Origin of the sequence: Pseudomonas anguilliseptica (assembly GCF_021375795.1) — a bacterium.
GTDB lineage: Bacteria > Pseudomonadota > Gammaproteobacteria > Pseudomonadales > Pseudomonadaceae > Aquipseudomonas > Aquipseudomonas anguilliseptica_A.
On record NZ_JAEIOI010000001.1, the window covers coordinates 174,719 to 200,002 of the forward strand.

General features: G+C 61.4%; 27 protein-coding genes. 10 read left to right on the forward strand and 17 right to left on the reverse strand.

Going from position 1 to position 25,284, the window contains the following annotated elements; genetic code table 11:
- Positions 1-6: 6 nt before the first annotated feature.
- The 9 genes from IOD17_RS00820 to IOD17_RS00865 all read right to left on the reverse strand — a co-directional run bounded on the left by IOD17_RS00820 (position 7) and on the right by IOD17_RS00865 (position 7,843).
- A complete protein-coding gene (locus tag IOD17_RS00820) occupies positions 7-741 on the reverse strand; it encodes a leucyl/phenylalanyl-tRNA--protein transferase family protein (RefSeq protein ID WP_233683225.1) in 735 nt (244 codons plus the stop codon).
- A gap of 124 nt (positions 742-865) precedes the next feature.
- Complete coding sequence (locus IOD17_RS19350; protein ID WP_325175654.1) at positions 866-1,591, reverse strand: TonB family protein; 726 nt, start codon at positions 1,589-1,591, stop codon at positions 866-868.
- Positions 1,588-2,013 carry a TonB system transport protein ExbD gene (gene exbD / locus IOD17_RS00835; RefSeq protein ID WP_233683226.1) on the reverse strand — a complete coding sequence of 142 codons (426 nt, stop codon included), beginning with the start codon at positions 2,011-2,013 and terminating at the stop codon, positions 1,588-1,590. The genes IOD17_RS19350 and exbD overlap by 4 nt, the downstream gene beginning before the upstream one ends.
- Positions 2,014-2,016: 3 nt before the next feature.
- Complete coding sequence (exbB, locus tag IOD17_RS00840; RefSeq protein ID WP_233683227.1) at positions 2,017-3,102, reverse strand: tonB-system energizer ExbB; 1,086 nt, start codon at positions 3,100-3,102, stop codon at positions 2,017-2,019.
- A gap of 211 nt (positions 3,103-3,313) precedes the next feature.
- The gene (locus IOD17_RS00845; protein WP_233683228.1) at positions 3,314-3,694 is read right to left on the reverse strand and encodes a RidA family protein; all 381 of its coding nucleotides are present in this window, start codon (positions 3,692-3,694) and stop codon (positions 3,314-3,316) included.
- A 61-nt stretch (positions 3,695-3,755) separates the two neighbouring features.
- Positions 3,756-5,864, reverse strand: a complete 2,109-nt coding sequence (spoT, locus tag IOD17_RS00850) for a bifunctional GTP diphosphokinase/guanosine-3',5'-bis pyrophosphate 3'-pyrophosphohydrolase (RefSeq protein WP_233683229.1) — start codon at positions 5,862-5,864, stop codon at positions 3,756-3,758.
- Between the two features lie 60 nt (positions 5,865-5,924).
- Positions 5,925-6,188 carry a DNA-directed RNA polymerase subunit omega gene (gene rpoZ / locus IOD17_RS00855; RefSeq protein ID WP_108488510.1) on the reverse strand — a complete coding sequence of 88 codons (264 nt, stop codon included), beginning with the start codon at positions 6,186-6,188 and terminating at the stop codon, positions 5,925-5,927.
- Between the two features lie 121 nt (positions 6,189-6,309).
- Positions 6,310-6,930 carry a guanylate kinase gene (gene gmk, locus IOD17_RS00860; protein WP_233683230.1) on the reverse strand — a complete coding sequence of 207 codons (621 nt, stop codon included), beginning with the start codon at positions 6,928-6,930 and terminating at the stop codon, positions 6,310-6,312.
- A gap of 49 nt (positions 6,931-6,979) precedes the next feature.
- On the reverse strand, positions 6,980-7,843 hold the full coding sequence (locus tag IOD17_RS00865; protein WP_233683231.1) for a YicC/YloC family endoribonuclease: 864 nt from the start codon (positions 7,841-7,843) through the stop codon (positions 6,980-6,982).
- Between the two features lie 141 nt (positions 7,844-7,984).
- On the opposite strand from IOD17_RS00865, the gene rph reads away from it, so the two are divergent.
- Together rph and IOD17_RS00875 are read left to right on the forward strand one after the other, a co-directional pair.
- The gene (gene rph, locus IOD17_RS00870; RefSeq protein WP_233683232.1) at positions 7,985-8,707 is read left to right on the forward strand and encodes a ribonuclease PH; all 723 of its coding nucleotides are present in this window, start codon (positions 7,985-7,987) and stop codon (positions 8,705-8,707) included.
- A 40-nt stretch (positions 8,708-8,747) separates the two neighbouring features.
- Entirely contained in the window at positions 8,748-9,119 is a 372-nt protein-coding gene (locus IOD17_RS00875; protein ID WP_160013746.1) for a DUF4870 domain-containing protein, read from the forward strand.
- A gap of 56 nt (positions 9,120-9,175) precedes the next feature.
- Here IOD17_RS00875 and IOD17_RS00880 read toward each other — a convergent pair whose 3' ends face one another.
- Positions 9,176-9,955, reverse strand: coding sequence for an exodeoxyribonuclease III (locus IOD17_RS00880; protein ID WP_233683233.1), 780 nt, complete (start codon positions 9,953-9,955; stop codon positions 9,176-9,178).
- 93 nt (positions 9,956-10,048) lie between these two features.
- On the opposite strand from IOD17_RS00880, the gene pyrE reads away from it, so the two are divergent.
- Together pyrE and IOD17_RS00890 are read left to right on the forward strand one after the other, a co-directional pair.
- Positions 10,049-10,690 (forward strand): orotate phosphoribosyltransferase, encoded by a 642-nt coding sequence (pyrE, locus tag IOD17_RS00885; RefSeq protein WP_233683234.1) that lies wholly within the window; start codon positions 10,049-10,051, stop codon positions 10,688-10,690.
- A 24-nt stretch (positions 10,691-10,714) separates the two neighbouring features.
- Entirely contained in the window at positions 10,715-11,308 is a 594-nt protein-coding gene (locus IOD17_RS00890; RefSeq protein ID WP_233683235.1) for a DUF4124 domain-containing protein, read from the forward strand.
- A gap of 10 nt (positions 11,309-11,318) precedes the next feature.
- Here IOD17_RS00890 and IOD17_RS00895 read toward each other — a convergent pair whose 3' ends face one another.
- The 5 genes from IOD17_RS00895 to coaBC form a co-directional block, all read right to left on the reverse strand.
- A complete protein-coding gene (locus IOD17_RS00895) occupies positions 11,319-11,765 on the reverse strand; it encodes an acyl-CoA thioesterase (protein ID WP_233683236.1) in 447 nt (148 codons plus the stop codon).
- 297 nt (positions 11,766-12,062) lie between these two features.
- The gene (argB, locus tag IOD17_RS00900) at positions 12,063-12,968 is read right to left on the reverse strand and encodes an acetylglutamate kinase (RefSeq protein ID WP_233683237.1); all 906 of its coding nucleotides are present in this window, start codon (positions 12,966-12,968) and stop codon (positions 12,063-12,065) included.
- 31 nt (positions 12,969-12,999) lie between these two features.
- Positions 13,000-14,388 (reverse strand): phosphomannomutase/phosphoglucomutase, encoded by a 1,389-nt coding sequence (gene algC / locus IOD17_RS00905; protein WP_233684486.1) that lies wholly within the window; start codon positions 14,386-14,388, stop codon positions 13,000-13,002.
- 1,250 nt (positions 14,389-15,638) lie between these two features.
- Positions 15,639-16,094, reverse strand: coding sequence for a dUTP diphosphatase (gene dut / locus IOD17_RS00910; protein WP_233683238.1), 456 nt, complete (start codon positions 16,092-16,094; stop codon positions 15,639-15,641).
- 26 nt (positions 16,095-16,120) lie between these two features.
- Complete coding sequence (gene coaBC, locus IOD17_RS00915) at positions 16,121-17,329, reverse strand: bifunctional phosphopantothenoylcysteine decarboxylase/phosphopantothenate--cysteine ligase CoaBC (RefSeq protein WP_233683239.1); 1,209 nt, start codon at positions 17,327-17,329, stop codon at positions 16,121-16,123.
- Between the two features lie 190 nt (positions 17,330-17,519).
- Between coaBC and radC the strand changes: the two genes are divergently transcribed.
- The gene (radC, locus tag IOD17_RS00920; protein WP_090379776.1) at positions 17,520-18,194 is read left to right on the forward strand and encodes a RadC family protein; all 675 of its coding nucleotides are present in this window, start codon (positions 17,520-17,522) and stop codon (positions 18,192-18,194) included.
- On the opposite strand, the gene IOD17_RS00925 is transcribed toward radC, so the two are convergent.
- Positions 18,191-19,780, reverse strand: a complete 1,590-nt coding sequence (locus IOD17_RS00925) for an ABC transporter substrate-binding protein (RefSeq protein WP_233683240.1) — start codon at positions 19,778-19,780, stop codon at positions 18,191-18,193. The two genes, radC and IOD17_RS00925, sit on opposite strands and share 4 nt — an antisense overlap.
- Before the next feature lie 348 nt (positions 19,781-20,128).
- Here IOD17_RS00925 and rpmB point away from each other — a divergent pair, with 348 nt between their 5' ends.
- Positions 20,129-20,365 (forward strand): 50S ribosomal protein L28, encoded by a 237-nt coding sequence (gene rpmB / locus IOD17_RS00930; RefSeq protein WP_233683241.1) that lies wholly within the window; start codon positions 20,129-20,131, stop codon positions 20,363-20,365.
- A 10-nt stretch (positions 20,366-20,375) separates the two neighbouring features.
- A complete protein-coding gene (rpmG, locus tag IOD17_RS00935; RefSeq protein WP_007894709.1) occupies positions 20,376-20,531 on the forward strand; it encodes a 50S ribosomal protein L33 in 156 nt (51 codons plus the stop codon).
- Positions 20,532-20,722: 191 nt separating this feature from the next.
- On the opposite strand, the gene IOD17_RS00940 is transcribed toward rpmG, so the two are convergent.
- Entirely contained in the window at positions 20,723-21,088 is a 366-nt protein-coding gene (locus IOD17_RS00940) for a cupin domain-containing protein (RefSeq protein ID WP_233683242.1), read from the reverse strand.
- A gap of 253 nt (positions 21,089-21,341) precedes the next feature.
- Here IOD17_RS00940 and IOD17_RS00945 point away from each other — a divergent pair, with 253 nt between their 5' ends.
- From IOD17_RS00945 to IOD17_RS00955, 3 genes are all read left to right on the forward strand, one after another.
- Entirely contained in the window at positions 21,342-22,835 is a 1,494-nt protein-coding gene (locus IOD17_RS00945) for an aldehyde dehydrogenase (protein WP_233683243.1), read from the forward strand.
- 294 nt (positions 22,836-23,129) lie between these two features.
- The gene (locus tag IOD17_RS00950) at positions 23,130-24,287 is read left to right on the forward strand and encodes an MFS transporter (RefSeq protein ID WP_233683244.1); all 1,158 of its coding nucleotides are present in this window, start codon (positions 23,130-23,132) and stop codon (positions 24,285-24,287) included.
- A 36-nt stretch (positions 24,288-24,323) separates the two neighbouring features.
- Positions 24,324-25,280 (forward strand): OmpA family protein, encoded by a 957-nt coding sequence (locus IOD17_RS00955; protein ID WP_233683245.1) that lies wholly within the window; start codon positions 24,324-24,326, stop codon positions 25,278-25,280.
- The last annotated feature ends 4 nt before the right edge of the window (positions 25,281-25,284 follow it).

Sequence of the window (25,284 nt, forward strand, 5' to 3'; positions counted from 1 at the left end):
GCGTACTCAGCGTTGTTGCAGCAGCCAGCGCTGCTGGCCCTTGTAGAAGTTTGGCATTTCATCGATCTGCGAACGGTTCAGTGCTTCAAAGACCCGCAGTTGCTTGCCCTCACGCTCAAACAGCCAGTTCTGGCCTTGCTCGCCAAGTTGCAGCCAGAGGCTGTCGAACTCGCCGCTCATGGCGGCGCAATCGCCGGCCAGGCACAGCGCATAGCGCTCTGCACCGGGTAGACCTTGCACGCTACCATCGGCCTGGAACAGCACCAGGCCGCCTTCACCCAAGCCTTCCTGGATCACCCAGGTACCGCCCAGGTAGGCGCTGTAGAGCGCCTGCTCGAAACTGCTGCCAGGGGGTGCAAGCGGGCCGGGCGCGGCCGGGGCGCGGACAAAGCGTTGCTCTGGCCAGGTGTCGCTTTGGGCCTGGATCAGTTCATCACCGCTAAGGCTCAGTGATTCCTGAAAGTCACCGTAGAAATGCACGCGCAACTGACCGTTCGTATCACTCTCGAAGGTGCCTTCGCCACGTTCGAAGCCATTGCTGAAGCTGGCCAGCCGGCGTTGGCTGTCGATTTGCCATTCCAGGTTGGGGCCGTAGGCGAGCAGGGCTTCGCGCAGGTTGCCGCGGTCCACGGCGGCGTCGATGGCGGCCTGGTTGATCCAGGTACCGCTGGGGTCGCGGGGTGGGCTGGCACAGCCGCTGAGCAGGGCGCAGGTGAACAGAGCAACAAACAGGCAACGCATGACGGCGTCCTCAAGGGCGAGGCGGTGATGGTGCCGCCCCGATGATGGATTCGCTCAGCAGAATAGCGTTATTTGCGCCCGGCGTTACAGCACCAGCCCGTGCAGGTCGCACGGGTTGGCGGGTTTAGCGGGTGAGTTCGAACTTGACTGGAAAATCCAGGCTGATGCTGCCGCTGCTCAATACTTCCTGTGGCGGCCGTGGCACCGGGCTGGCCTTGCGCAACTGGATCAGCACGTCACGATCAAAGGATGGGCGGGCGGTGGAGGCCTTGATCTTGCCCAGCAGAATATCGCCGCGCACATTGACGTCGAACGTCAGGGTCACTGCCTGAATATGACCAACCCGGTTGAAGCGCCGCTCGCGATCCGGGTAGTGCAGGCGGCTGCTCAGGTGGGCATGCACCTTACTCAGCCAGAGGGCGCGCGCCGGATTGTCCTCACTGGGCGTACTCTGACGTGGCGCTGCCTGCTGCTGCGCTGCCGGAGGAGCGTCGTTGCTGGCCTGGGCTGTTTCCGGGGTAGGTGTTTCCACAGGTTTGGGCTGTGGTTTGGGCGTAGGCGGGCGCGGTTTGGGTTTCGGCTTGGGTTGGGTGATCACCAACTTCGGCTTGGGCGCTTCGATCAGCTTGGGTAGCGGCTCGGGTTCCGGCTCTGGTTGCTGGATTACCGGCGGCGTTGGCTTGGGCGCCGCGACCAGCGGTTGCAGTTCGATCAGCATCGCCGCTGGCGGTGGCTCCACGGCAATTGCCTGTGGCTGCCAATACAGCGCCCAGATAAACAAGGCAACGTGCAGCGCGATCACCAGCAGCAGGCTGGCGGCCCAGGAAAGGTTACGGCGAGAGCGGGTCATGGTGTGCCGATCGTCTCCAGACCAACCAGGCCGATTTTCAGGTAGCCGGCACCGCGCAGGTTATCCATCACGGTCATCAGGTCGGCATAGTCGACGCCCTTGTCACCGCGCACGAAAATAGTCTTTTCCTTGTCGGCCTGAGTCAACTTGTCCAGCGCTGCACCCAGCAGCGCGGGTTCGACCTGATCGTTGTCGAGGAACAGACGGCTGTCTTCCTTGATGCTCAGATAGATCGGCTTGTCTGGTCGCGGTGTCGGTTTGGCGCTGGAGGCGGGTAGGTCGATTTTCACGTCTACGGTGGCCAGGGGTGCGGCGACCATGAAAATGATCAGCAATACCAGCATCACGTCGATAAAGGGCGTGACGTTGATCTCGTGGTTTTCCTGGAGGTCATCGCCACTGTCGTTGAGGTGCAAGCCCATGTTTCAGACCGCCCTGACCATCTGCGGCGCAGCGTTGCGCTCGGTGCTGTTGGGCATGTCCAGATCACGGCTGACCAGCAGCAGTACCTGGGCTGAGGCATCGGCAACCTGCGCCTTGTAGCTGGCAATCGAACGGGCAAAGACGTTGTAGATGATAACTGCCGGAATGGCGGCAACCAGGCCCAGGGCGGTGGCCAGCAAGGCTTCGGCGATACCCGGTGCAACCACCGCAAGGTTGGTGGTTTGCGATTTGGCGATGCCAATAAAGCTGTTCATGATGCCCCAGACCGTACCGAACAGGCCGACGAAGGGCGCGGTAGAGCCGATGGTGGCCAGCACCCCGGTACCTTTGCTCATGTCACGGCCACAGGCGGCGACCAGGCGCTCCAGGCGGAAGCTGACGCGCTCCTTGATGCCTTCCTTGAGCTTGCTGTTGGTGGAGAGCTGCAACTCGTCCTGGGCTTCTTCGATCAGGATGGTGCTGAAACTGTGCTGTACGCGTGCCTGCTCGGCAGCCTGCTGCAGGTTGCGGGCGCGTTTCAGTTCGGGCAGTTCGCCGCGCAGGCGACGGCGGGCGCTGATCAGCTCGATGCTTTTCGCAACCCACACGGTCCAGGTCAGGATCGAAGCGAGGATCAGGCCGATCATCACGCTTTTCACCACCACATCGGCGTTCTGGTACATGCCCCAGGGGGACAGGTCGTGCAGCAGGGCCTCATCGGCTGCTACTTCAGGCTGCACCTCGCCTTCTTGCAGGGCTGCCAGCAACTGCTGGGCCTGCTCGGGGGTCATACTGTTATCGGTGATGAACTGCTGCTGCGCGGCGCTGATCTGCTCAGCATTGGCCTGTTCGCCCAAGGCCGCAAGTTTTTCTCGCAGGGCTTTCAGCTGAGGATTTTCGACGGCTTCTGGTGCTGCTTCGGGCGTGGCCAGTGGTGCGCTGAGTGCCGAGCTGTTCGGCGCTGTGGCAGCCGGCTGTTCAGCGAAGCTGGTGACGGGCAGCAGGGCTAGCAGCGACAGGCAGAGCAGCGGCAACCAGCGTGGCTGACGAGGTGTGGCGGTGTGAGCGATTGGGCTGGAGAAGAGCATGCTGGCCGGACCTGAGAAGAGGAAAGGTTGCAGGCGCGCTGCAGATAAAGCTGCGCATGATTAAGTGCGAGTATTATTGCAAACAATTCTCGTTAATAAAAGTTTGATTCGTCGTTGCTTCAATGCAGGTGAAGGCAGACGTACCGCGTTGGCTGATGGTGGCAAGACGAATACCAGCGCTGAAGGCGGGGCTAATGCCCCGCCTGGCGTGTTATTCGAGAACCAGAATAGCGTCCATTTCGACTTGTGAGCCGCGCGGCAGGGCAGCGACACCGATGGCGGCGCGAGCCGGATACGGCTGCTCGAAGTAACGGCCCATGACTTCATTGACCTTGGCGAAGTGCGACAGGTCAGTGAGGAAGATATTCAGTTTGACGATGTCCTTGAACGAGCCGCCGGCTGCTTCAGCCACGGCCTTGAGGTTCTCGAACACCTGTACGGTCTGGGCCTCAAAGCCTTCCACCAGCTCCATGGTTTTCGGGTCCAGGGGAATCTGCCCGGACATGTACACGGTGTTGCCGGCCTTGATCGCCTGGGAATAGGTGCCGATGGCGGCGGGTGCTTTATCGCTGCTGATGACGCTCTTGCTCATGGAGAACTCCAATAAAGGCTGGGAATGACGAGCGCGACGGACGCGCTCAGCGGGAAAGGCTTCAGGCGCGGGCGCGGGTGATGCGAATCACTCCGGTGAGGGCGCGCAGTTTCTTGATCACCCGGGCCAGGTGTACGCGGTCATGCACGCTGACGACCAGCTGCACGACGCTGATGCGGCCATCACGCTCGTCCATACTGATCTTCTCGATATTGCCGTCGGCGGCATTCACGCTGCCGGCGAGCAGGGCAATCAGGCCGCGTTGATGCTCCAGCTCGACGCGCAGTTCGACATTGAATTCGCCGGTAACATCCTTGGCCCAGGACAGCTGGATGCATTTTTCCGGGTTGTGGCGGATCTCGCCGATGTTCTTGCAGCTTTCCAGATGCACCACCATGCCCTTGCCGGCGGACAAATGGCCGACAATCGGGTCGCCCGGAATCGGCGTACAGCATTTGGCGTAGCTCAGCACCAGGCCTTCGGTGCCACGGATGGCCAGTGGGCCTTCGCTGCTCGGCAGCGCTTCGTTGCTGTCGCTGAGCAGGCGACGCGCGACCACGTAGGCCATACGGTTGCCCAGGCCGATGTCTTCAAGCAGGTCTTCGAGTACATCCTGGTGATATTCGGCGAGCACCGCTTGCACTCGCTCGGGCGAAAGCTTGTCGACGCGGCTGTCGAAGCCTGCCAGAACCTTGTTCAGCAGGCGTTCGCCGAGGCTGATGGACTCCGAACGGCGCTGCAGCTTCAGCGCGTGACGAATATGCGTACGGGCCTTGCCGGTGACCACGAAGCTCAGCCAGGCCGGATTTGGTCGTGCGCCTGGTGCGGTGACGATTTCCACCGTCGAGCCACTTTCCAGGGCTTGCGACAGCGGGGCCAGGCGGCGGTTGATACGGCAGGCGATGCAGGTGTTGCCGACGTCGGTGTGCACCGCGTAAGCGAAGTCGACCGCCGTGGAGCCCTTCGGCAGCTCCATGATGCGGCCCTTGGGCGTGAACACGTAGACCTCGTCGGGGAACAGGTCGATCTTCACGCTCTCGATAAATTCCAGCGAGTTGCCGGCGCGTTGCTGCATCTCCAGTACGCCCTTGACCCACTGCCGCGCGCGGGCGTGGCTGCCCTTGGGCTGGTCTTCCTCGTTGGATTTGTACAGCCAGTGTGCGGCAATGCCGTTGTTGGCCAGCTCTTCCATCTCGCGGGTACGGATCTGGATCTCGATCGGTACGCCGTGCATGCCGAACAGCGTGGTGTGCAGCGACTGGTAGCCGTTGGCCTTGGGGATCGCGATGTAATCTTTGAAGCGGCCTGGTAGGGGTTTGTACAGGTTGTGCACGGCGCCGAGCACGCGGTAACAGGTGTCGACCTTGTCGACCACGATGCGGAAGGCGTAGACGTCCATGATTTCGTTGAACGCCCGGCGCTTGCCGCGCATCTTCTGGTAGATGCCGTAGAGGTGCTTCTCGCGGCCCATCACCTCGCCTTCCATGCCTTCACGGGCCAGGCAATGGATGATCGACTCTTCGATCTTGTTGACGATTTCCTTGCGGTTGCCCCGAGCCCGCTTGACCGCTGTGCGGATGCGCTCGGAGCGCATCGGGTGCATGGCCTTGAAGCCCAGGTCTTCGAACTCGATGCGCATGCTGTGCATGCCCAGGCGGTTGGCAATCGGTGCGTAGATTTCCAGGGTTTCCTTGGCGATGCGCCGGCGCTTTTCGCCGGACAGCACTTCCAGGGTGCGCATGTTGTGCAGGCGGTCGGCCAGCTTGACCAGGATCACGCGGATGTCGCGAGCCATGGCCATGGCCATTTTCTGAAAGTTCTCGGCTTGCGCTTCGGCCTTGGTCTCGAAGTTCATCTGGGTCAGTTTGCTGACCCCGTCGACCAGTTCCGCCACGGATTCGCCGAACTGCGCGTCCAGGGCTTCTTTAGCAATACCGGTGTCTTCAATCACGTCATGCAGCATCGCGGCCATCAGGCTCTGATGGTCCATGTGCATGTCAGCCAGGATGCTCGCCACTGCCAGGGGGTGGGTGACGTAGGCTTCGCCGCTGCGGCGGCGTTGGCCGTCGTGGGCTTGTTCGGCGTAGAAATAGGCGCGGCGTACCAGGTTGACCTGGTCGCCGTCGAGGTAGGTCGAAAGTCTGTCGGCGAGGGCGTCTATGCTCGGCATGGGCGTTCCCCTTGCCGATTCAGATGACCCTGCGCCTGACGACGTCGACCCGGCATAGGCTTACAGAGGCTCGTTCGCCTCTTCCTCGAATGCGGCAAACAGCGGTTCTTCTTCGACGATGTCGTCTTGCGCGATCACATCATAGTTGACCAGGCCAGCAGCGATTTCGCGCAGTGCCACCACGGTCGGCTTGTCGTTTTCCCAGGCCACTTTCGGCTCTTTGCCGCCGGTAGCCAGCTGGCGCGAACGCTTGGTGGCGAGCATGACCAGCTCAAAGCGGTTATCGACGTTGTCCAGGCAATCTTCAACGGTAACGCGGGCCATGGTATTCCTCGTTGCGACAAAATTAAGAGCGTAAAAATGTCGCCCAAATGGGCGAACGGACTGAATAGTCTAAAAAATCACCAGCATTTAGGGAAGCACTGATTTCTCAGTGCTTCGCGCATCAGACCAGCAGCTCGCTGAGCAGACCGCTGTGGCGCTGCTGTTGCGGGGCTTGCAGCAGTTGATTGGCGCGGAAGATGGCCTTCAGGTCGCTCAAGGCATGGGCGAAGTCATCGTTGATCAGCAGGTAATCATATTCGACGTAATGGCTCATCTCGCTGACCGCTTCACGCATGCGCCGCTCGATGATTTCGCCGCTGTCCTGGCCGCGGTTGGTCAGGCGGTGGCGCAGGGCTTCCTGGGTTGGTGGCAGGATGAAGATGGATTTGGCTTCTGGCATCAGTCGACGGACTTGCTGCGCGCCCTGCCAGTCGATTTCCAGAATCAGGTCGAAACCGTCGCTGAGGGTCTGCTTGACCCAGTCCTGCGAGGTGCCATAGAGGTTGCCGAAGACTTCTGCGTGCTCAAGAAATGCGGTCTTGTCGAGCATGGCGTGGAACTGTTCGCGGCTGACGAAGTGGTAGTTCACCCCATCCACCTCGCCAGGGCGCATGGCGCGGGTGGTGTGCGAGACCGACACACGAATCTGCGCCTCGCTGTCGATCAGCGCCTTGACCAGGCTGGTCTTGCCCGCGCCGGAGGGGGCGGAAATGATGTACAGGGTGCCGGTGGTTGTGCTCATGGATCAATCCTGAAACGCGTTGTTCGAAGAGTAGCAGTAGCGGTCTGGCTTATTCGATGTTCTGCACTTGTTCGCGCATCTGCTCGATCAACACCTTGAGGTTGACCGCAGCATTGGTGCTGCGGGTGTCGAAGGCCTTGGAGCCGAGGGTATTGGCTTCGCGGTTGAGTTCCTGCATCAGGAAATCCAGGCGGCGACCAGCCTGGCCACCGGTTTTCAACACACGGCGTACTTCGTTGACGTGGGTGCTGAGGCGATCCAGTTCTTCGGCGACATCGCTTTTCTGCGCCAGAATCACCAGCTCCTGTTCCAGGCGCTGCGGGTCTAGCTCGGCCTGCATTTCGGCGCAGCGGTCGAGAATCTTCTGCCGTTGCCCGGCGAGCATCTGCGGCACCAGTTCACGCAGGGCGGCCACCTGTTCGAGGATGCTGTCCAGGCGCTCATTGAGCAGCTTGGCCAGCTCGGCCCCTTCGCGCTCGCGGCCTTTCTTCAGTTCGTTCAGGGCTTGGTTGAACAGTGCCAGAGCGCTCTGGTTCAGCGCCTGCGGATCGGCGGCATCAGCCACCAGTACGCCGGGCCAGCCAAGCACCTCCAGTGGATTGAGTGCGGCGGGCTGTTTGATCAAGCCGGCGACGCTCTCGGCGGCGGCGACCAGTTGCGCGGCGCGTTCAAGGTTTACTTGCAGAGCCTTGCCGGCATTGTCATCGCTAAAGCGCAGGGTGCATTCGACTTTGCCGCGCGACAGGCCATTGCGCAGCGCTTCGCGTATCGCGCCTTCGAGGTCGCGGAAGCTTTCCGGCAGACGCAGGTGGGGTTCCAGGTAGCGATGGTTGACCGAACGCAGCTCCCAGCTCAGGGTGCCGTTGGCATTCGCCTGTTCGGCGCGGGCAAAGGCAGTCATGCTGTGGATCATGGGGCGAACCTCGCGAGAAGACGGAACGAAGGGCGCAGGATTGTAGCGCAGTGCGCCAGTCGTACCCAATTCGGCATACCGTGATGGGCATACGGCCCTATAATGCCCGGCAGATTTTTTATTCAGAGCAGGTATTCCTAGATGAAACGTCCCAGTGGCCGCGCCGCCGATCAGTTGCGCTCGATTCGCATCACCCGCAACTACACCAAGCATGCCGAGGGTTCGGTGCTGGTGGAGTTTGGCGATACCAAAGTGATTTGCACGGTCAGTGTCGAGTCGGGCGTTCCGCGTTTCCTCAAAGGCCAGGGGCAAGGCTGGCTGACCGCCGAGTACGGCATGCTGCCGCGTGCCACCGGCGACCGTAACCAGCGTGAAGCCAGCCGTGGCAAGCAAGGCGGTCGCACCCTGGAAATCCAGCGCCTGATTGGCCGTTCGCTGCGCGCTGCACTGGATATGAGTAAGTTGGGTGAGAACACCCTGTACGTCGATTGCGACGTGATCCAGGCTGACGGCGGCACCCGTACCGCGTCGATCACCGGCGCCATGGTGGCGGTGATTGATGCGCTGAAAGTGATCAAGAAGCGTGGCGGTCTGAAAGGCGGCGACCCGCTCAAGCAGATGATTGCTGCTGTGTCGGTGGGCATGTATCAGGGCGAGCCGGTGCTGGATCTGGATTACCTGGAAGATTCCGCCGCCGAGACCGACCTCAATGTGGTGATGACCAGTGCCGGTGGTTTTATCGAGGTGCAGGGCACCGCCGAAGGCGCACCGTTCCAGCCGGCCGAGCTGAACGCCATGCTGGCGTTGGCGCAGAAAGGCATGGTTGAACTGTTCGAACTGCAACAGGCAGCTCTGGCTGACTGATTGAGCTGCACCAAAAGCCCATCAAGCAAGGAGAAGCACCATGAGCGACGAGTCCCAAGCGCCACAGCCGGTTCCCGGCCCTGAAGCCCGTCAGTGGGCGATGTTCTGTCACTTTGCGGCCTTTCTTGGCCTGGTGATTCCTTTTGGCAATCTGCTTGGGCCGTTGATCGTCTGGCAGATCAAGAAGGATCTGGATCCGTTCGTCGATGCCCAGGGCAAGGAAGCGCTGAACTTCCAGATCAGCGTGGCTCTGGCTGCGTTGCTGTGCTTCCTGCTGATGGTTGTGGTGGTGGGCTTCCCGTTGCTGGTGCTGGTCAGCATTGCGGCGCTGGTGCTGACTATCATTGCCGGGATCAAGGCCAATGAAGGTCAGGCTTACCGTTATCCCTTTGCCTGGCGCCTGGTGAAATAGGCGCTCTTGAGTTCAGTTAATAAAAAACCGGCTTTTAGCCGGTTTTTTATTAAGCGCTATACGCTGAGTATCCAGTCGTAATCGACGATCAGCGGCGCGTGCTGCGAGAAGCGTGGCTGGCGTGGCAGACGGGCGCTGCGGATGCTGCGGCGCATGCCTGGCGTGAGCAGTTGATAGTCAAAGCGATAGCCGAGATTAAGCAGCTCGGCCTGCTCGCTGTCTGGCCACCAACTGAACTGATCACCTTCGCGGCTGACTTCGCGCAGTGCATCGACATAACCCATGGTGCCAATCACTTCATCCAGCCAGGCCCGTTCTGGGGCAAGGAAGCCCGGTGACTGCTGGCAGTCGCGCCAGTTCTTCACGTCGAGCTTCTGATGTGCCACGTAGAACGAGCCGCAATAGATGTACTCGCGGCGTTTGCGGCGCTGCTTGTCCAAATAATGGGTGAAGTCATCCATAAACTTGAATTTCTGATTCAAGCTCTCGTCACCGTTCTGCCCCGAAGGCATCAGCATGGTGGCAATACTTACTTTGTCGAAATCGGCCTGCAGGTAGCGCCCATAGCGATCGGCCATTTCAAAGCCGAGGCCGCTGATTACCGCCTTGGGTTGCAACCGCGAATACAGCGCCACGCCACCTTGGCTGGGCACTTCTGCATCGCAGGCATAGAGGAAATAGCCATCCAGTTGGAGGGCTTGGTCGTCCAGTTCAAAGGCGGAGGCGCGGGTGTCCTGCAGGCAGATGACGTCGGCATTCTGTGCTTGCAGCCAACTGAGCAAACCGCGCTCGACTGCCGCATGAATACCATTCACGTTCACACTGATGATCCGCATAAATGGCCCCCAAAATCACGTGCGTGTATGATACCCGAGCTCACCTCTATTAGCTAAATTACCTAGTAAATCCGTGCTGTCCGGGGCTTTTTAATGCAAGCGTATCAACGCGACTTTATCCGTTTTGCCATCGAGCGTGGGGTTTTGCGCTTTGGTCAGTTCACCCTGAAATCCGGGCGTATCAGTCCTTATTTCTTCAATGCCGGGCTGTTTGACAGCGGCTTGGCCCTGGCTCAGCTCGGGCGCTTCTATGCGGCGGCCGTGGTGGACAGTGGTATCGACTTCGATGTGCTGTTTGGCCCGGCCTATAAAGGTATTCCCCTGGCAGCGACCACTGCGGTGGCGCTGGCCGAGCACCATCAGCGTGATGTGCCCTGGTGTTTCAACCGCAAGGAAGCCAAGGATCATGGCGAAGGTGGCACCCTGGTAGGCGCTCCGCTGGCTGGTCGCGTGCTGATCATTGACGACGTGATCACCGCTGGTACGGCGATTCGCGAAGTGATGCAGATTATCCAGGCACAGGGCGCACAAGCGGCCGGTGTGCTGATCGCCCTGAATCGCCAGGAGCGCGGTAAAGGCGAGCTGTCGGCGATTCAGGAAGTCGAGCGTGATTACGGCATGCCGGTGGTGAGCATTGTTTCACTCGAACAGGTACTGGAATATCTGGCAGAGGATGCTGAACTCAAGCAGTATCTGCCGGCGGTACAAGCCTACCGCGCCGAATACGGAATCTAACCTGCCGAAGAAGGTGCTGCATCGATGCATAGACCTGCCCTGACCTGCTGTTCGCTGTTGCTAGGCCTACTGCTGCCGGTTGTGGCGGGAGCGGCCGAGCTGTACCGCTATGTCGATGACAAGGGCACCACGGTGCTCAGCCGTCAGGGTGTGCCGCCGGAGCACATCAGCAAGGGTTACGAAGTGCTGAATGACCAGGGCCGGGTGATCCAGGTGATTCCACCAGCCCCCAGCGCTGAAGAGATGAAGCGCATCCTCGCCGATAAGGCCCGTGCCAGTTCCGATGCGCAATTGCTGCGCCTGTACAGCACGCCTGACGACGTCGAGCGTGCGCGTCAGCGCAAGCTGGCCGAACTTGATGGTCTGATTGGTGTGGCGCGCAGCAATCTGCAATCGGTGCGTACCCAGCAGGCCAACCTGCAAAGTCAGGCCGCTGACCATGAGCGTGCAGGGCGTACAGTGCCGGCGCATTTGCTGGCGCAGATCGACAACCAGAAGGCCGAGCAGGCGCGTCTCAAGAGCGACATAGTGCGCTATCAGGCTGCGCGCAAGGAGGCTGATAGCAGCTTCAATGCCGACGGCGAGCGCCTCAAGGAACTGCTGGGCCGCCGCCAGTAGGTTGCGACAGCTATTGCTGCGGTGCGCAGCGCTCAAAAGCCAGAATTTTTTCCCTCAGCCATGTCGGTAGCGGACTGCTAGTGCGGCTGGCGCTGTCTGCGTGCACGTAAATCACTTCGCCACTGGTCAGTGCTTGTTCGTCGCGCCAGATACCCATGGCAAAGCTCAGGCTGGAGCGGCCCAGACGGGCGACGCGAATGCCGATCTGCAACGGGTCATCGAAGCGCGCCGGGGCCAGGTACTCCAGCACGGTCTTGATGGCGAAGAAGTCGCCGCCATCGCCGCTTAGGTCCTCTGGATAACGAATGCCCAGGGCACGGAAATACTCGGTGATGGCGACATCGGCGTAGGTCAGGTAATGACCGTTGAACACGATGCTCTGCGGGTCGACTTCTGCCCAGCGCACACGCAGTGTGTGGAAGAAGCTGAAAACGTCGCGGGAAAGGGCTGTGGTCATGCAGTACACCTTTTGGCGAGGGCTGAGCCCTTGAGCTTCGGTGTTACGGCGGCCTGCTGCAAGGGTTGCAGCAGGCTATCAGGCGGCTGAATCAGCCAGGATTACCCGGCTGATTCGCTTATGGATGCTTAGAAGCTATTTACGATCTTGCGAGCTAGAGCCATACAAGGCGCTACGTTAGTAACAGCCTCCGGCTGGTCAAAGCGGCGAGGAAGCGGAGTGTACTTTTGTACATGAGCATTCCGAGCCTGTTTTTAACGCAGTAGGGCCGAAGCGCAGCAGATCGTAAACCGGTTCTCAGTGGCGCTTGCGGTTGCAGATCAGGGTGCCCACGCCGCTGTCGGTAAAGATTTCCAGTAGCACGGCGTTCGGTACGCGGCCGTCGATGATGTGCGCGCTGGTCACCCCGCCTTGCACCGCTTCCAGGGCGCAACGGATCTTCGGCAGCATGCCGCCGTAAATGGTGCCGTCAGCGATCAGAGCGTCGACTTGTTCGGTGGTCAGGCCGGTGAGCACCTGGCCCTGCTTGTCCATCAGGCCGGCGATGTTGGTCAGCAGCATCAGTTTCTCGGCTTTCAGCGCTTCAGCGACCTTGCCGGCGACCAGATCCGCGTTGATGTTGTACGACTCGCCGTCCGGGCCGACGCCAATCGGCGCGATCACCGGGATAAAATCGCCCTGCACCAGCATGTTCAGCAGGTCGGTGTTGACCCCGGTGACTTCGCCGACATGGCCGATATCGATGATTTCCGGTTGGGTCATTTCCGGTGTCTGGCGGCTGACCTTGAGTTTCTTCGCGCGGATCAGCTCGGCATCCTTGCCGGTCAAGCCGATGGCGCTACCACCGTGCTGGTTGATCAGGTTGACGATGCTTTTGTTGACCTGGCCGCCAAGGACCATCTCCACCACGTCCATGGTCGCGGTGTCAGTGACGCGCATGCCGTCGATAAAGTGGCTTTCGATGCTCAGACGCTTGAGCAGGTCGCCGATTTGCGGGCCACCACCGTGTACCACCACCGGGTTGATGCCCACGGCCTTCATCAGCACGATGTCGCGGGCGAAGCCCTGCTTGAGTTCTTCGCTCTCCATGGCGTTGCCGCCGTATTTGATCACCAGGGTTTTGCCAACGAAGCGGCGGATATACGGCAGCGCTTCGGAGAGTACCTTGGCGACGTTGGTGGCGGCATCACGGTCGAGGGTCATGCATGGCTCCAGTAGAGGGTTGGCTAATCAGTCAGAACGGCAGGTCGAGGTCCGGCACCGTGCTGTACAGCTGTGCACGGAAGACTTCCTTGATGCGTTCGAGTTCCTGTTCGGTTTCGGCCTCGAAGCGCAGCACCAGTACCGGTGTGGTGTTGGAGGCGCGTACCAGGCCCCAGCCTTTGGGGTAATCGACGCGCACGCCATCGAGGTTGGTGATATTGCCCTCGCCCCATACGCCATCGCGCTGCAGGCGTTCGATGATGCTGAACTTGCTCTGCTCGGTGACCGGGATGTTGATCTCCGGGGTGGCGATGTCATTGGGGAAGGCACTGAACACGTGTTCGGCGTCGCGACGGTCCTGGCTGAGGATCTCCAGCAGGCGGGCGGCGGCGTAAATACCGTCATCGAAGCCGAACCAGCGTTCCTGGAAGAAGATATGTCCGCTCATCTCGCCGGCCAGCAGTGCGCCGGTTTCCTTCATCTTCTTCTTGATTAGCGAGTGGCCGGTTTTCCACATTACCGGACGTCCGCCGTAGCCGCTGATCAGCGGGGTCAGGCGGCGTGTGCATTTGACGTCGAAGATGATGTCGGCGCCGGGGTTGCGTGATACCACGTCCTTGGCGAACAGCATCAGCAGGCGATCCGGGTAAACGATGGTGCCGGCGTTGGTCACCACGCCAACGCGGTCGCCGTCGCCGTCGAAAGCCAGGCCGAGGTCGGCTTTTTCTGCTTTGACCTTGGCGATCAGATCCGCAAGGTTTTCCGGTTTGCCGGGGTCGGGATGGTGGTTGGGGAAATTGCCGTCAACGTCGCAGTAGAGCGGGATGACCGAGCAACCCAGTGATTCGATCAGTTTCGGCGCAATCACACCGGCCACGCCATTGCCGCAGTCGACCACCACACGCATTGGCTTGGCCATGGCGATGTCATCACGGATCTGCTTGAAGTAGCGATCCAGCACGTCAACCTGCTCGACTGTGCCGACACCGCTGAGCAGGTCGTTGTTGTCGATGCGGGTTTTCAGCGCCTGGATCTGCTGGTTGGCCAGGGTGTCGCCGGCAATGACGATCTTGAAGCCGTTGTAGTCGGCCGGGTTGTGGCTGCCAGTGAGCATCACCGCTGATTTGCCGGCCAGGATATGGGCGGCGTAGTACACCACCGGGGTGGGCACCATGCCGACGTCGCTGACCTGGCAGCCGCAATCGAGCAGGCCCTGGATCAGTTGTTGGGTCAGTTGCGGGCCGGACAAGCGGCCATCACGGCCGACGGCAATGTTCGGCTCGCCCCGGGCAATGCTCTGCGAGCCGATGGCACGGCCGATCCAGTAAGCGCTTTCAGCGTTCAGGGTACGGCCGACCACGCCACGAATGTCATAGGCGCGGAAGATGTCGGCTGGCAGCTTGGGTGCTTTGGCTTGCACGGGGGCCGGTGCGGGTTCGTCGAGGCCGAGCAGGTCTTGGTCTTCGTCGAGGATGTCGATATCGAGGATGTCGGTGTCCTGAAACAACGGATCAACCATGGGCGCGGCTGGTGCAGGCGCAACGCTGGGGCGTTCCGCGCTGGCTGGCGCGGCACTGCTGGGCGCCTGCTCGCTGGCACGGCGCGGCATGCGCGCCAGGTTCTGCGCCAAGATATCCAGGGCGGGCAGTCTCAGGCTGAAGGCTTTGACGGCCTTGCCGGCTGACAGCTCCTTGAGCATCTGGCCCAGTTGCAGCACGTCGGCATGCAGGTGGCGCTGCAGGTGGCTCTGTACCAGGTACATACCCAGCAATGCACCGGCCAGTGCCAGCAGCCCGGCAATACCGAGCAATAGTGGTGACAGCACTGAGCCGGTGAGTGACGGACCGGGGGTGAAGCTGATGCTCCAGTTGGGGTTGCCGGTGCTGAATGACTGCGCGTTGCCCTCGGCCTGACCGCGTTGCGCCAGCACTTGGGCGGCGGTGTTATTGAACTGCTGGATCAGCTGGATCTGCCCGACTTCGGCCGGCATGACCGGCAGGCTGGCGAGCAGGCGCTCCAGATCGACGGCCAGCAGCAGGGTGCCGTGCAGGGGCTCGCCTTCGCTCAGGCGCAATGGCGCTGCGCTATAGACCAGCCAGCGCTGGCCAACCTTGTAGGCCTCCGGTGCGGGTGTCTGGCCGTTTTCGGCACGGCGCAGCATGTCCAGGGCGGCAAAATTCATCGGCGCGCTGCGGCCCATGTCCTGCACGGCTTGGCCGCGGGCATTGAGGTGCGCATCGACTACCCCGTGCCAGTAGGTGAGGTTGCGCTCGACCGCGCGCACCTGGGCGATATCCTGACTTTGCAGGGCTTGCAGCAGCTGTGGATTGCGCGCGGCGGCCTGGGTGTCGGCGCTGAGCTGTTGCAAGGCTTTCTGCATGACCGCTGCCTGGCCGCCGCCCCAGGCCTGGCTGAGCTGCTGCAATTGCTGCTGATTGGCGCTGTTGAGCGGGCCGAACCAGAGCAGCGCGCCGCCCAAGGCAATGCCGATCACGGCCGCAGCCAGCCCTGGCAGCAGGCTGTTGAGGCTGGATTTGGCCGCTTTCGGTTCGACTGTACCGCTGGCCAGTTGGGCACTGGCGGTGACGGCGTCAGCGTCCTTGGCGGTGCGCTTGAAGAGTTTCATGCAGCGTCTCCTCGGCAATTCATCCTGAAATCAGATTAGGGCAATCAGTGGCTACCGGAGTGGCCGAAACCGCCCGCACCGCGTTGTGTTTCGTCGAACTGCTCGACCAGTTCGAAATGCGCTTGCACCACCGGCACCAGAATCAGCTGAGCGATACGCTCGCCAATGGCGATGGTGAAGGGCGTTTGGCCACGGTTCCAGCAGGACACCATCAGTTCGCCCTGGTAATCCGAGTCGATCAGGCCAACCAGGTTGCCGAGCACGATGCCGTGTTTATGGCCCAGCCCCGAGCGCGGCAGGATCAGTGCCGCCAGGCCTGGATCGCCAATGTAGATCGATAAGCCGGTAGGGATCAGCACGGTTTGCCCAGGTTCGAGCACCAGCTCCTCTTTGAGCATGGCGCGCAGGTCGAGACCGGCAGAGCCCGGCGTGGCGTACTGTGGCAGGGGGAATTCGTTGCCCAGGCGCGGGTCGAGGATCTTGGCTTGTAAGGCGTGCATATCAGACTCTGTTCGGTAAGTGGGGATCAGCGGCTGGTCAGGCGCTCGGCGATAAAGCTCACCAGTTGCCGGGCAATCTTGCTTTTGCTGGTCTGGGCGAAGCTGCTCTGCTGAAGCTCGCGGTCGATGATGGTGATGGCATTTTCTTCGCTGTTGAATCCGATGCTGGGGTTGGCCACATCATTGGCGACGATCAGATCGAGGTTCTTGTCGCGCAGCTTGCGCGAAGCGTACTCCAGCAGGTTCTCGGTTTCGGCGGCAAAACCGACGCTGAACGGCCGGTCGCTACGCCCCGCCAGGGTGGCGAGAATATCCGGGTTGCGCACCATTTGCAGGAGCAGACCGTCGCCACTGGTAGGGTCTTTTTTCAATTTGTGCTGGGCGACCACTTCCGGGCGGTAATCGGCCACGGCAGCGGCCGCAATCAGCAGATCACAAGGCATCGCGGCTTCACAGGCAGCGAGCATGTCGCGGGCGCTGGTGACGTTGATGCGGGTGACGCGCTCGGGCGTCGGCAGGTGCACCGGCCCGCTGATCAGGGTGACCTTGGCACCGGCTTCGGCGGCCGCTTCGGCCAGGGCAAAGCCCATCTTGCCGGAGCTGTGGTTGGTGATATAGCGCACCGGGTCGATGTTTTCCTGGGTCGGTCCGGCGGTGATCAGCACATGCTTGCCGGTCAGCGCCTGATGCTGGAAGCAGTCGGCGGCGCATTGCACCAGCTGCTCGGCTTCGAGCATGCGGCCCAGGCCGACATCGCCGCAGGCCTGGCTGCCGGCGGCAGGGCCGAAAAGGTGCAGGCCGCGCTGGCTCAGTAGTTCAGCGTTGGCCTGGGTCGCCGGGTCGCGCCACATGGCCTGGTTCATCGCCGGTGCCAATGCAACAGGGGCATCGGTGGCCAGTACCAGGGTGGTCAGCAGGTCATCGGCCACGCCCTGCGCCAAACGTGCCATCAGGTCGGCAGTGGCCGGGGCAATCAGCACCAGGTCAGCCCAGCGCGCCAGCTCGATATGGCCCATGGCGGCTTCGGCTTCGGGGTCAAGCAGATCAAGGTGCACCGGATGCCCGGAGAGGGCTTGCAGGGTCAGTGGGGTGATGAATTCACGACCACCCTTGGTCATGACCACGCGCACGTCGGCGTCCTGGTCCTTGAGTCGGCGAATCAGCTCGGCACTTTTATAAGCGGCAATACCGCCGCCCACGCCAACAATGATGCGTTTCCGATACAGCCGCTGCATAGGCCTGCCTTTTATAGAGATGGATATACACCGCGACGCCGACACCTCCCCAGGCCGGTCGCCGCGCAAAAGTTGGGCTACGATAGCACAAGGGTTGTATGCGAGTAGCGCTGCCAAGTGCTTGCCTGGCTTGGCTTTGCGCGCGCTGGCGTGGCGCGTTGTCGCGCCTTTTAGCACACATGGAGGTGTGATGAGTATTCGTGATTGGCCAGCGGCCGAGCGGCCGCGGGAAAAACTCCTGGCTCAAGGAGCCGTCACCCTGACCGACGCCGAACTGCTGGCGATTTTTCTGCGTACCGGGGTGGCCGGGCAGAGTGCGGTCGACCTGGCGCGGCATCTCTTGGGTGATTTTGGTAGCCTGCGCGCCCTGTTGCAGGCTGATCTGCCGTCGTTCAGCCAGCGCCTGGGGCTGGGGCCCGCCAAATTTGCCCAGTTGCAGGCGGTGCTGGAGATGGCGCGCCGGCATCTGGCCGAGCAATTGCGCCGCGATTCGGCGCTGGAAAGCCCGCAGGCGGTGCGTGATTATCTGAAGGCGCTGTTACGCCATGAGCCGCATGAGGTGTTCGGCTGCCTGTTTCTCGATGCCAAGCACCGTGTGCTGGCGTTCGAGGCGCTGTTTCACGGCTCCATCGACAGTGCCAGCGTTTATCCCCGGCAGGTGGTTAAACGCGCCCTTGCACATAACGCGGCGGCGTTGATTCTGACCCATAACCATCCGTCCGGTGTCGCCGAACCCAGTCAGGCGGACCGGGTGCTGACCCGCCGCCTGAAAGAGGCGCTGGAGCTGGTGGATGTGCGCGTACTCGACCACTTTATCGTTGGCGACGGTGAGCCGCTGTCGATGGCCGAGTACGGCTGGCTTTAAGGGTTCAACCGCACCTTGGCAAAGTCCTGGCGACCGAACGGGCTGACTTGGTAGCCCTCGACTTGCTTGCGCGTCAGCGCATAGGCCGTCGGGTGGGCCAGCGGCAGCCACAGCGCCTGCTGCTGGATGATCTGCTGCGCTTCTTTATATATCCGACTGCGCTGAGTCTGGTCGCTGGTGCTTTTGCCATCAGTGATCAGCTTGTCCAGCTGCGGGTCGCAATAACGCGCGAAGTTCAGCCCGGACTCAAGTGAGGCGCAGGCAAATTGCGGGGTGAGGAAGTTGTCCGGATCACCGTTGTCGCCGGCCCAGCCCATAAATAGCAGGTCATGTTCGCCAGCCTTGGCGCGGCGAATCAGTTCGCCCCATTCAATGACGCGGATTTCCGCTTTGATGCCGACCTTGGCGAGGTCTGCCTGCAGCAGTTGTGCGCCCAGGCTCGGGTTGGGGTTGAGCACGCTGCCGCTTGGGCGAGTCCAGATGGTGGTGCTGAAACCATCGGCCAGGCCGGCAGACTTCAGCAGTTCGCGGGCTTTCTCCGGGTTGTGCGGGTAGCCAGGCAGCTCGCTGGCGTAGCTCCAGGTATTGGGCGGGTAGGGCCCATTGGCCGCTTCGGCGCTGTTCTCGAATACGGCCTTGAGGTAGCTGGCTTTATCGAACGCCAGGTTGATCGCTTGGCGCACAGCCGGCTGGTCGAGCGGTGGGTGTTGGCTGTTGATGCCGACGAAAGCGGTCATAAAGGCAGCGGTATGCGCGCTCTGCAGATTGTTATCGCCGCTGATGGCCTGTACGTCCTGCGGTTTAGGTGACAGGGCAATATGGCATTCGCCACGGCGCAGCTTCTGCAGGCGCACGTTGGCGTCCGGGGTGATGGCGAAGATCAGGTTGTCCACCGCAGGTTTACCGGCGAAGTAGCTCGGGTTGGCGCTGTAGCGCACGCTGGCGTCCTTCTGGAAGCGCTTGAAGACGAACGGACCGGTGCCGATCGGCTGGCTGTTGAGTTGCTGCGGCGTACCGGCGGCCAACAGTTGGCTGGCATATTCAGCGGAGTAGATCGACGCGAAGCCCATGCTCAGTGTGGCGAGGAAGGTGGCGTCAGGGCGATTGAGGGTAAAGCGCAGGCTGTGTTCGCCGGTTTTGTCGATACTCTTGATCAGGCTCGGTAGCTGCATCGACTGGGCGTGGGGGTAACCGCTGGCGGCGACCTTGTGCCAGGGGTGAGTCGGGTCGAGCATGCGTTGGAAGCTGAACAGCACATCGTCAGCCGTCAGGGGACGGCTGGGGCTGAAGTGGTCGGTGTGATGAAACTGCACGTCCGGACGCAATGTAAAGCTGTAGCTCAGCCCATCTGCGCTGACTTCCCAGGATTGCGCCAGGCTTGGCTGCAATGTGCCACTGGTCGCATCGAAATCCACCAGGCGGTTCATCAATACGTCAGCCGAGGCGTTGGTGGTGGTCAATGAGTTGTACTGCACCACGTCGAAACCATCCGGGCTGGCCTCCGTGCAGACACTGAGCGTGCTGGCCTGGGCCAGGATCGGAGTCAGTAGCGGGGTGAGCAGCAACGGTAGGGTGGCAAGACGCATGACAAACTCCTGAGCAGGGTGGCGCGCGGGCGAGGCTCTTACCCTAGGCCATAATCCGGCGGCAGGGCAATCAGTCTCGGCGACGAGCGGTCGATCTGCGTTATGGCCGCTGCCGGCTGGCCCGGGCGCTGGAATTGCAAGTTGGTCTTTGCTCGGTAAAGTACGTTTAACCTTGTTGCGCTGGGGGCTTTCTGGTATAAAGCAGCGCTCTTTTGTAGGGGCCCGGTTCTTGCGCTTTCAGGTACGACCGGTAAGACCCTCGAGATACGCGGCGCCGAGCGCCAATGACATTGAGTTTAAGCGGCCAACCCATGCCGGGTTGGGCATGTGGTTTTAGAGGGCTGAGGCATGTCGAGAGTCTGTCAAGTTACCGGTAAGGGTCCGGTAACCGGGAATAACATTTCCCACGCAAACAACAAAACCCGTCGTCGTTTCCTGCCGAACCTGCAGCATCACCGCTTCTGGGTCGAGTCTGAGAACCGTTTCGTTCGTCTGCGCGTTTCTGCCAAAGGCATGCGTGTAATCGACAAGCGTGGTATTGACGTGGTTCTGTCCGAGCTGCGCGCTCGCGGCGAAAAGGTTTAAGGGGAAAGTCATGCGTGAATTGATCCGTTTGATCTCGAGTGCCGGTACTGGTCACTTCTACACTACCGACAAAAACAAGCGCACCACTCCGGACAAAATCGAAATCAAAAAATTCGATCCGGTTGTGCGTAAGCACGTGATCTACAAGGAAGGCAAGATCAAGTAATTGATCTGGCTCCTTGCCGAAAAAGCCCGCCTATATGGCGGGCTTTTTCTTGACCGTGATTCAGCCCTGGCAGCTCGAGCGGCAGAGATGGCTGCGGCTTTGGGCGTTACATGGCCGTGGTTGGCCGCCGGGAAAGCCAGGCAATAAAAAGCCCGCGCAAGGCGGGCGAAGGGGTGACGCATGAATGGCGATCAGTTGCTGGCTTGCTCGAAGATCACATAGACCTTGCGGCAGGGTTCCAGCACTTCCCAGGTGCCGGAGAAACCGGCCGGGATCACGAAACGGTCGCCGGCGCGCAGGGTCTTGGCGTTGCCATCCTTGTCGCGCAGCACCGAGACGCCTTGCAGGATTTCGCAATACTCGTGTTCGGTGTAGTTGATGGTCCAGTGGCCGACGCCGCCTTCCCAGATCCCCGTATTGAACTGCCCACACGGGCTGCCGTAGTGGTTGCGCACACTTTGCTTGGGGTCACCCTTGAGGACTTTTTCCGCCGCTGGACGATAGTGCTCCGGGGCGGTGGTGGCGGTGGCGAAGTCGACGATCTTTTCGATGTTCATAAGCATGTCCGGTAGGAATTGAGTGCCTGTTAAGGCCAGGCTTGTTGTCGGTTTGGGGTGACGATTTCGGCAGTCTATGTTTAATAAAGCACACATAACAAGGCGGCTTTGCCAGTTTTTGTAAAAAATATTGGAAGTGTGCAGGCCTCTGGTTTAGTGTTGCCGGCAGGATTGGGTTATGAGACCCATGCAGAATAATTGACAGCGCGTGCGGCCGACCTGCGGCGCTTTACTAGCGATAGAGGATGTAGCAATGACTAGCCTGACTCGTGCCGACTGGGAGCAGCGCGCCAAGAATCTGAAGATCGAAGGCCGTGCCTTCGTGCATGGCGAGTACCGCGCCGCTGTCTCCGGGGCCACCTTCGAGTGCATCAGCCCGGTCGATGGGCGTCTGCTCGGTCTGGTGGCCAGCTGTGACTTGGCCGATGCCGAGTTGGCCGTCGCAGATGCCCGCGCCACGTTCGAATCCGGCGTCTGGTCGCGCATGGCGCCGGTGCAGCGCAAGCGCATCATGATCCGGTTTGCCGACCTGATGGATCAGCACGCTGAAGAGCTGGCCCTGCTGGAAACCCTCGACATGGGCAAGCCGATCAGCGACGCCCTGGGTGTCGACGTGCCGGGTGCCTCGCGGGCGATTCGCTGGAGTGGTGAAGCGGTCGACAAGATTTACGACGAAGTGGCGGCTACCCCGCATGACGAGCTGGGTCTGGTGACCCGTGAGCCGGTTGGCGTGGTGGCGGCCATCGTGCCGTGGAACTTCCCGATGATCATGACTGCCTGGAAGCTTGGCCCAGCGCTGGCCACCGGCAACTCGGTGATCGTCAAACCATCCGAGAAATCCCCGCTGACCGCTCTGCGCATGGCCCAGCTGGCGCTGGATGCCGGCATTCCGGCCGGTGTACTCAACGTGCTGCCAGGCTATGGCCATACCGTAGGCAAGGCCCTGGCGCTGCATATGGATGTCGACACCCTGGTGTTCACCGGTTCGACCAAGATCGCCAAGCAGCTGATGATCTACTCTGGCGAATCGAACATGAAGCGCGTTTGGCTGGAGGCCGGCGGCAAGAGCGCCAACATCGTCTTCGCCGATGCGCCGGACCTCAAAGCCGCAGCTGAAGCCGCCGCTGCAGCGATCTGCTTCAACCAGGGCGAGATGTGCACCGCTGGCTCGCGCTTGCTGGTGGAGCGCTCGATCAAGGACACCTTCATGCCGATGGTGCTGGAAGCCATGCAGGACTGGAAGGCTGGCCATGCCCTGGACCCGGACACCAAGGTCGGCGCGCTGGTCGATGCGGGTCACCTGAATGCCGTACTCGGCTACATCGACGCCGGCCACAAGGATCAGGCCAAGCTGCTCTGCGGCGGCAAGCGCACCCTGGAAGAAACCGGCGGCGTCTACGTTGAGCCGACCATCTTCGATGACGCACACAACGCCATGCGCATCGCCCAGGAAGAGATCTTCGGCCCGGTGCTGACGGTGATTCCGTTCGACAGCACCGAAGAGGCGATCCAGATCGCCAACGACAGCATCTATGGCCTGGCGGCCGCCATCTGGACCAGCAACTTGTCCAAGGCGCACCTGGCCGCCAAGGCGCTGCGCGTCGGCAGCATGTGGGTCAACCAATACGACGGCGGCGACATGACCGCACCGTTCGGCGGCTTCAAGCAATCCGGTAACGGCCGCGACAAGTCGCTGCATGCCTTCGACAAGTACACCGAGATTAAGGCGACCTGGATCAAGCTGTAACGCTACCGGGACGACCTCCGGGCCGTCGGCCATGCTGCGTTGCGTCCTCGCTTTTAATGTTCACGTACTGCACTTCGTGAGCATTAAAAGCTCCGGGGCGCCTGATTCGCTGGCGCTCACCCTGCGGGCCAGCCTGCGGCTGTTGCTCCCGCTGGTCGTTGGTCCTGCCCTTAGTCCCGTAGCTCTGACGGGGTTGGCTCCATTAAATCCATTTGCGGCCGGGTTCCTATGGAACCCGGCCGTTTTGCATCTGCGCTGCGGATGCCGAGCAAGCCAGGGAATGGAGTGAGAAAAATGAATTGGATGACCTATTTCGCCGTCAGCGCGGCGGTGGTGATCGTCGGGTTGGCGCTGGGCGTGACGCTGCCGCTGGTGTCGTTTCGCCTTGAGTCCTGGGGTTATGGCCCCTTTGCTATTGGCGTGATGGCCGGCATGCCGGCGATTGGCGTGCTGGTCGGAGCGCGTCTCACTGGACACCTGGCTGGCTGGTTCGGTACGCCGCAGACCCTGCGCCTGTGCCTGCTGGCCAGTGCGGCGTCGGTTGCGCTGCTGAGCGTGATGCCGAGCTATCCGCTGTGGCTGCTGCTGCGTCTGCTGATTGGCATCTCCTTGACCGTGGTGTTTGTGCTCGGCGAAAGCTGGATCAATCAGCTGGTCGAGGACCGTCTGCGCGGCCGTCTGGTGGCGTTGTATGGCACCGGCTTTGCGCTTAGCCAGCTGTGCGGGCCGCTGCTGCTCACCCTGCTAGGCACGGAAAGTGATCGCGGCTTCTGGTGTTCCGCCGCGCTGCTGGTGGGTGGCAGCTTGCTGCTATTGGGTCGCGATGGCGCGCCTAAGGTCGATGCGCAAAGTGCGTCCGGGCGCGGCATTCTGGCGTTCTGCCGCACTTCGCCGGCGATTGCCTGGGCTGTGGTGCTGTTTGCCGGATTCGAAGCCATGGTGCTGACGCTGCTGCCGGTGTATCTGGTGCGCGAAGGCTTTGTCCAGCAAATGGCGTTGATCATGGTCAGCGTGGTGGTGGTCGGCGATGCGGCGCTGCAGTTGCCGATTGGCTGGATGGCCGACCGCGTACCACGGCAGACGCTGTTCCGCTGCTGTGGAGTGGTGTTGTTGCTGTCGAGCCTGAGCATTCCTGCATTGCTGCACACGCCGCTGATCTGGGTGGTGCTGGTGCTGTTCGGTGCCAGTGCGGGCGGTCTGTATACCTTGTCGCTGATTCTGGTCGGTCAGCGCTATCGCGACGATGCGCTGGTGCGCGCCAACTCGCATATCGCGCTGCTCTGGGGCGGGGGCTGTCTGCTTGGGCCGCTGTCGACCGGTGCCGCCAGTCAGTGGGTCAGTGGCCATGCGCTGCCGATCCTGATGGCGATTGGCGCGGCGCTGTTTGTCTGGCTGGCGTTTCAGCGTGGGGCCTTTGCCAGCCCGCTGGCGAGCACGGAGGGCAGCAGCTAGGGTTTCCTCCACGATACATTCGCCGGGAAGCCGATCATGTTCAGCAGAATCCTTGCACTATTTCTGAGCCTGGCAGCGAGGGTGGCTGCTGCCGACGACCTGCCAGGTAGTGCCGATCACCCGGCCATTGCCCGTTACGAAGGGGCGGAAATCTATGCCTATGAAGTGCAGGCCTTTACTGACTGGCGCTTTATAAAGGGCGCTGCCACGGTCTATGGCGGCCTGCAGAAAAACCTTGAGGCCAGCGAGGTGCTGGAGGGCAAGCTGACCCGACTCGGCTACCGTGCGCCCCCCGAGCGCACGCCGTTGGAGATCTTTCGCAACTATCAGCAGGCCCTGGCTGACGCGGGCTTCGAGACGTTGTTCGCCTGTGCGCGCGAGGAGTGCGGTGGGCGCAACTTCAACCATGCGATCACCCTGGACATGCACTTGCGTGAGTACCACCAGGATCAGCGTTACCTGTATGCCCGGCTCAAACGGCCCGAGGGCGATCTGTATGTTGCGCTGTATGTCATCCTCAATCAGGCCGGCGGCGGGCCGAACAAGGGCCGCAGCCTGATCCGGCTGGATGTGCTGGAGCGCAAGGCCATGGAGCAGCGCATGGTGGTGGTCGAGGCGCCGGCCATGCAGGCGGATATCCACGCCAAGGGCAAGGTAGCGTTGTACGGCATCTTCTTCGACTTCGATCAGGCCAGCATGCGTGCCGACTCCACCGCGCAGCTGGAGGAAATCGCCAAACTGCTCAAGGCCAGCCCGGCGCTCAAGGTGCTGGTGGTCGGTCACAGCGACGGCAAAGGTGCGCTGGACTACAACCGTGAGCTTTCCCAGCGGCGTGCGCAGTCGATCGTCAAGGCGCTGGCCGAGCAGTTCGGTATTGCCAGTGAGCGCCTGACGGCCGTGGGCGTGGGCATGGCGGCGCCGTTGGCGAGCAATCGCAGCGAGGAGGGGCGCGCGCTTAACCGCCGCGTCGAACTGGTCGAGCGCTCCGAGTAGCGGC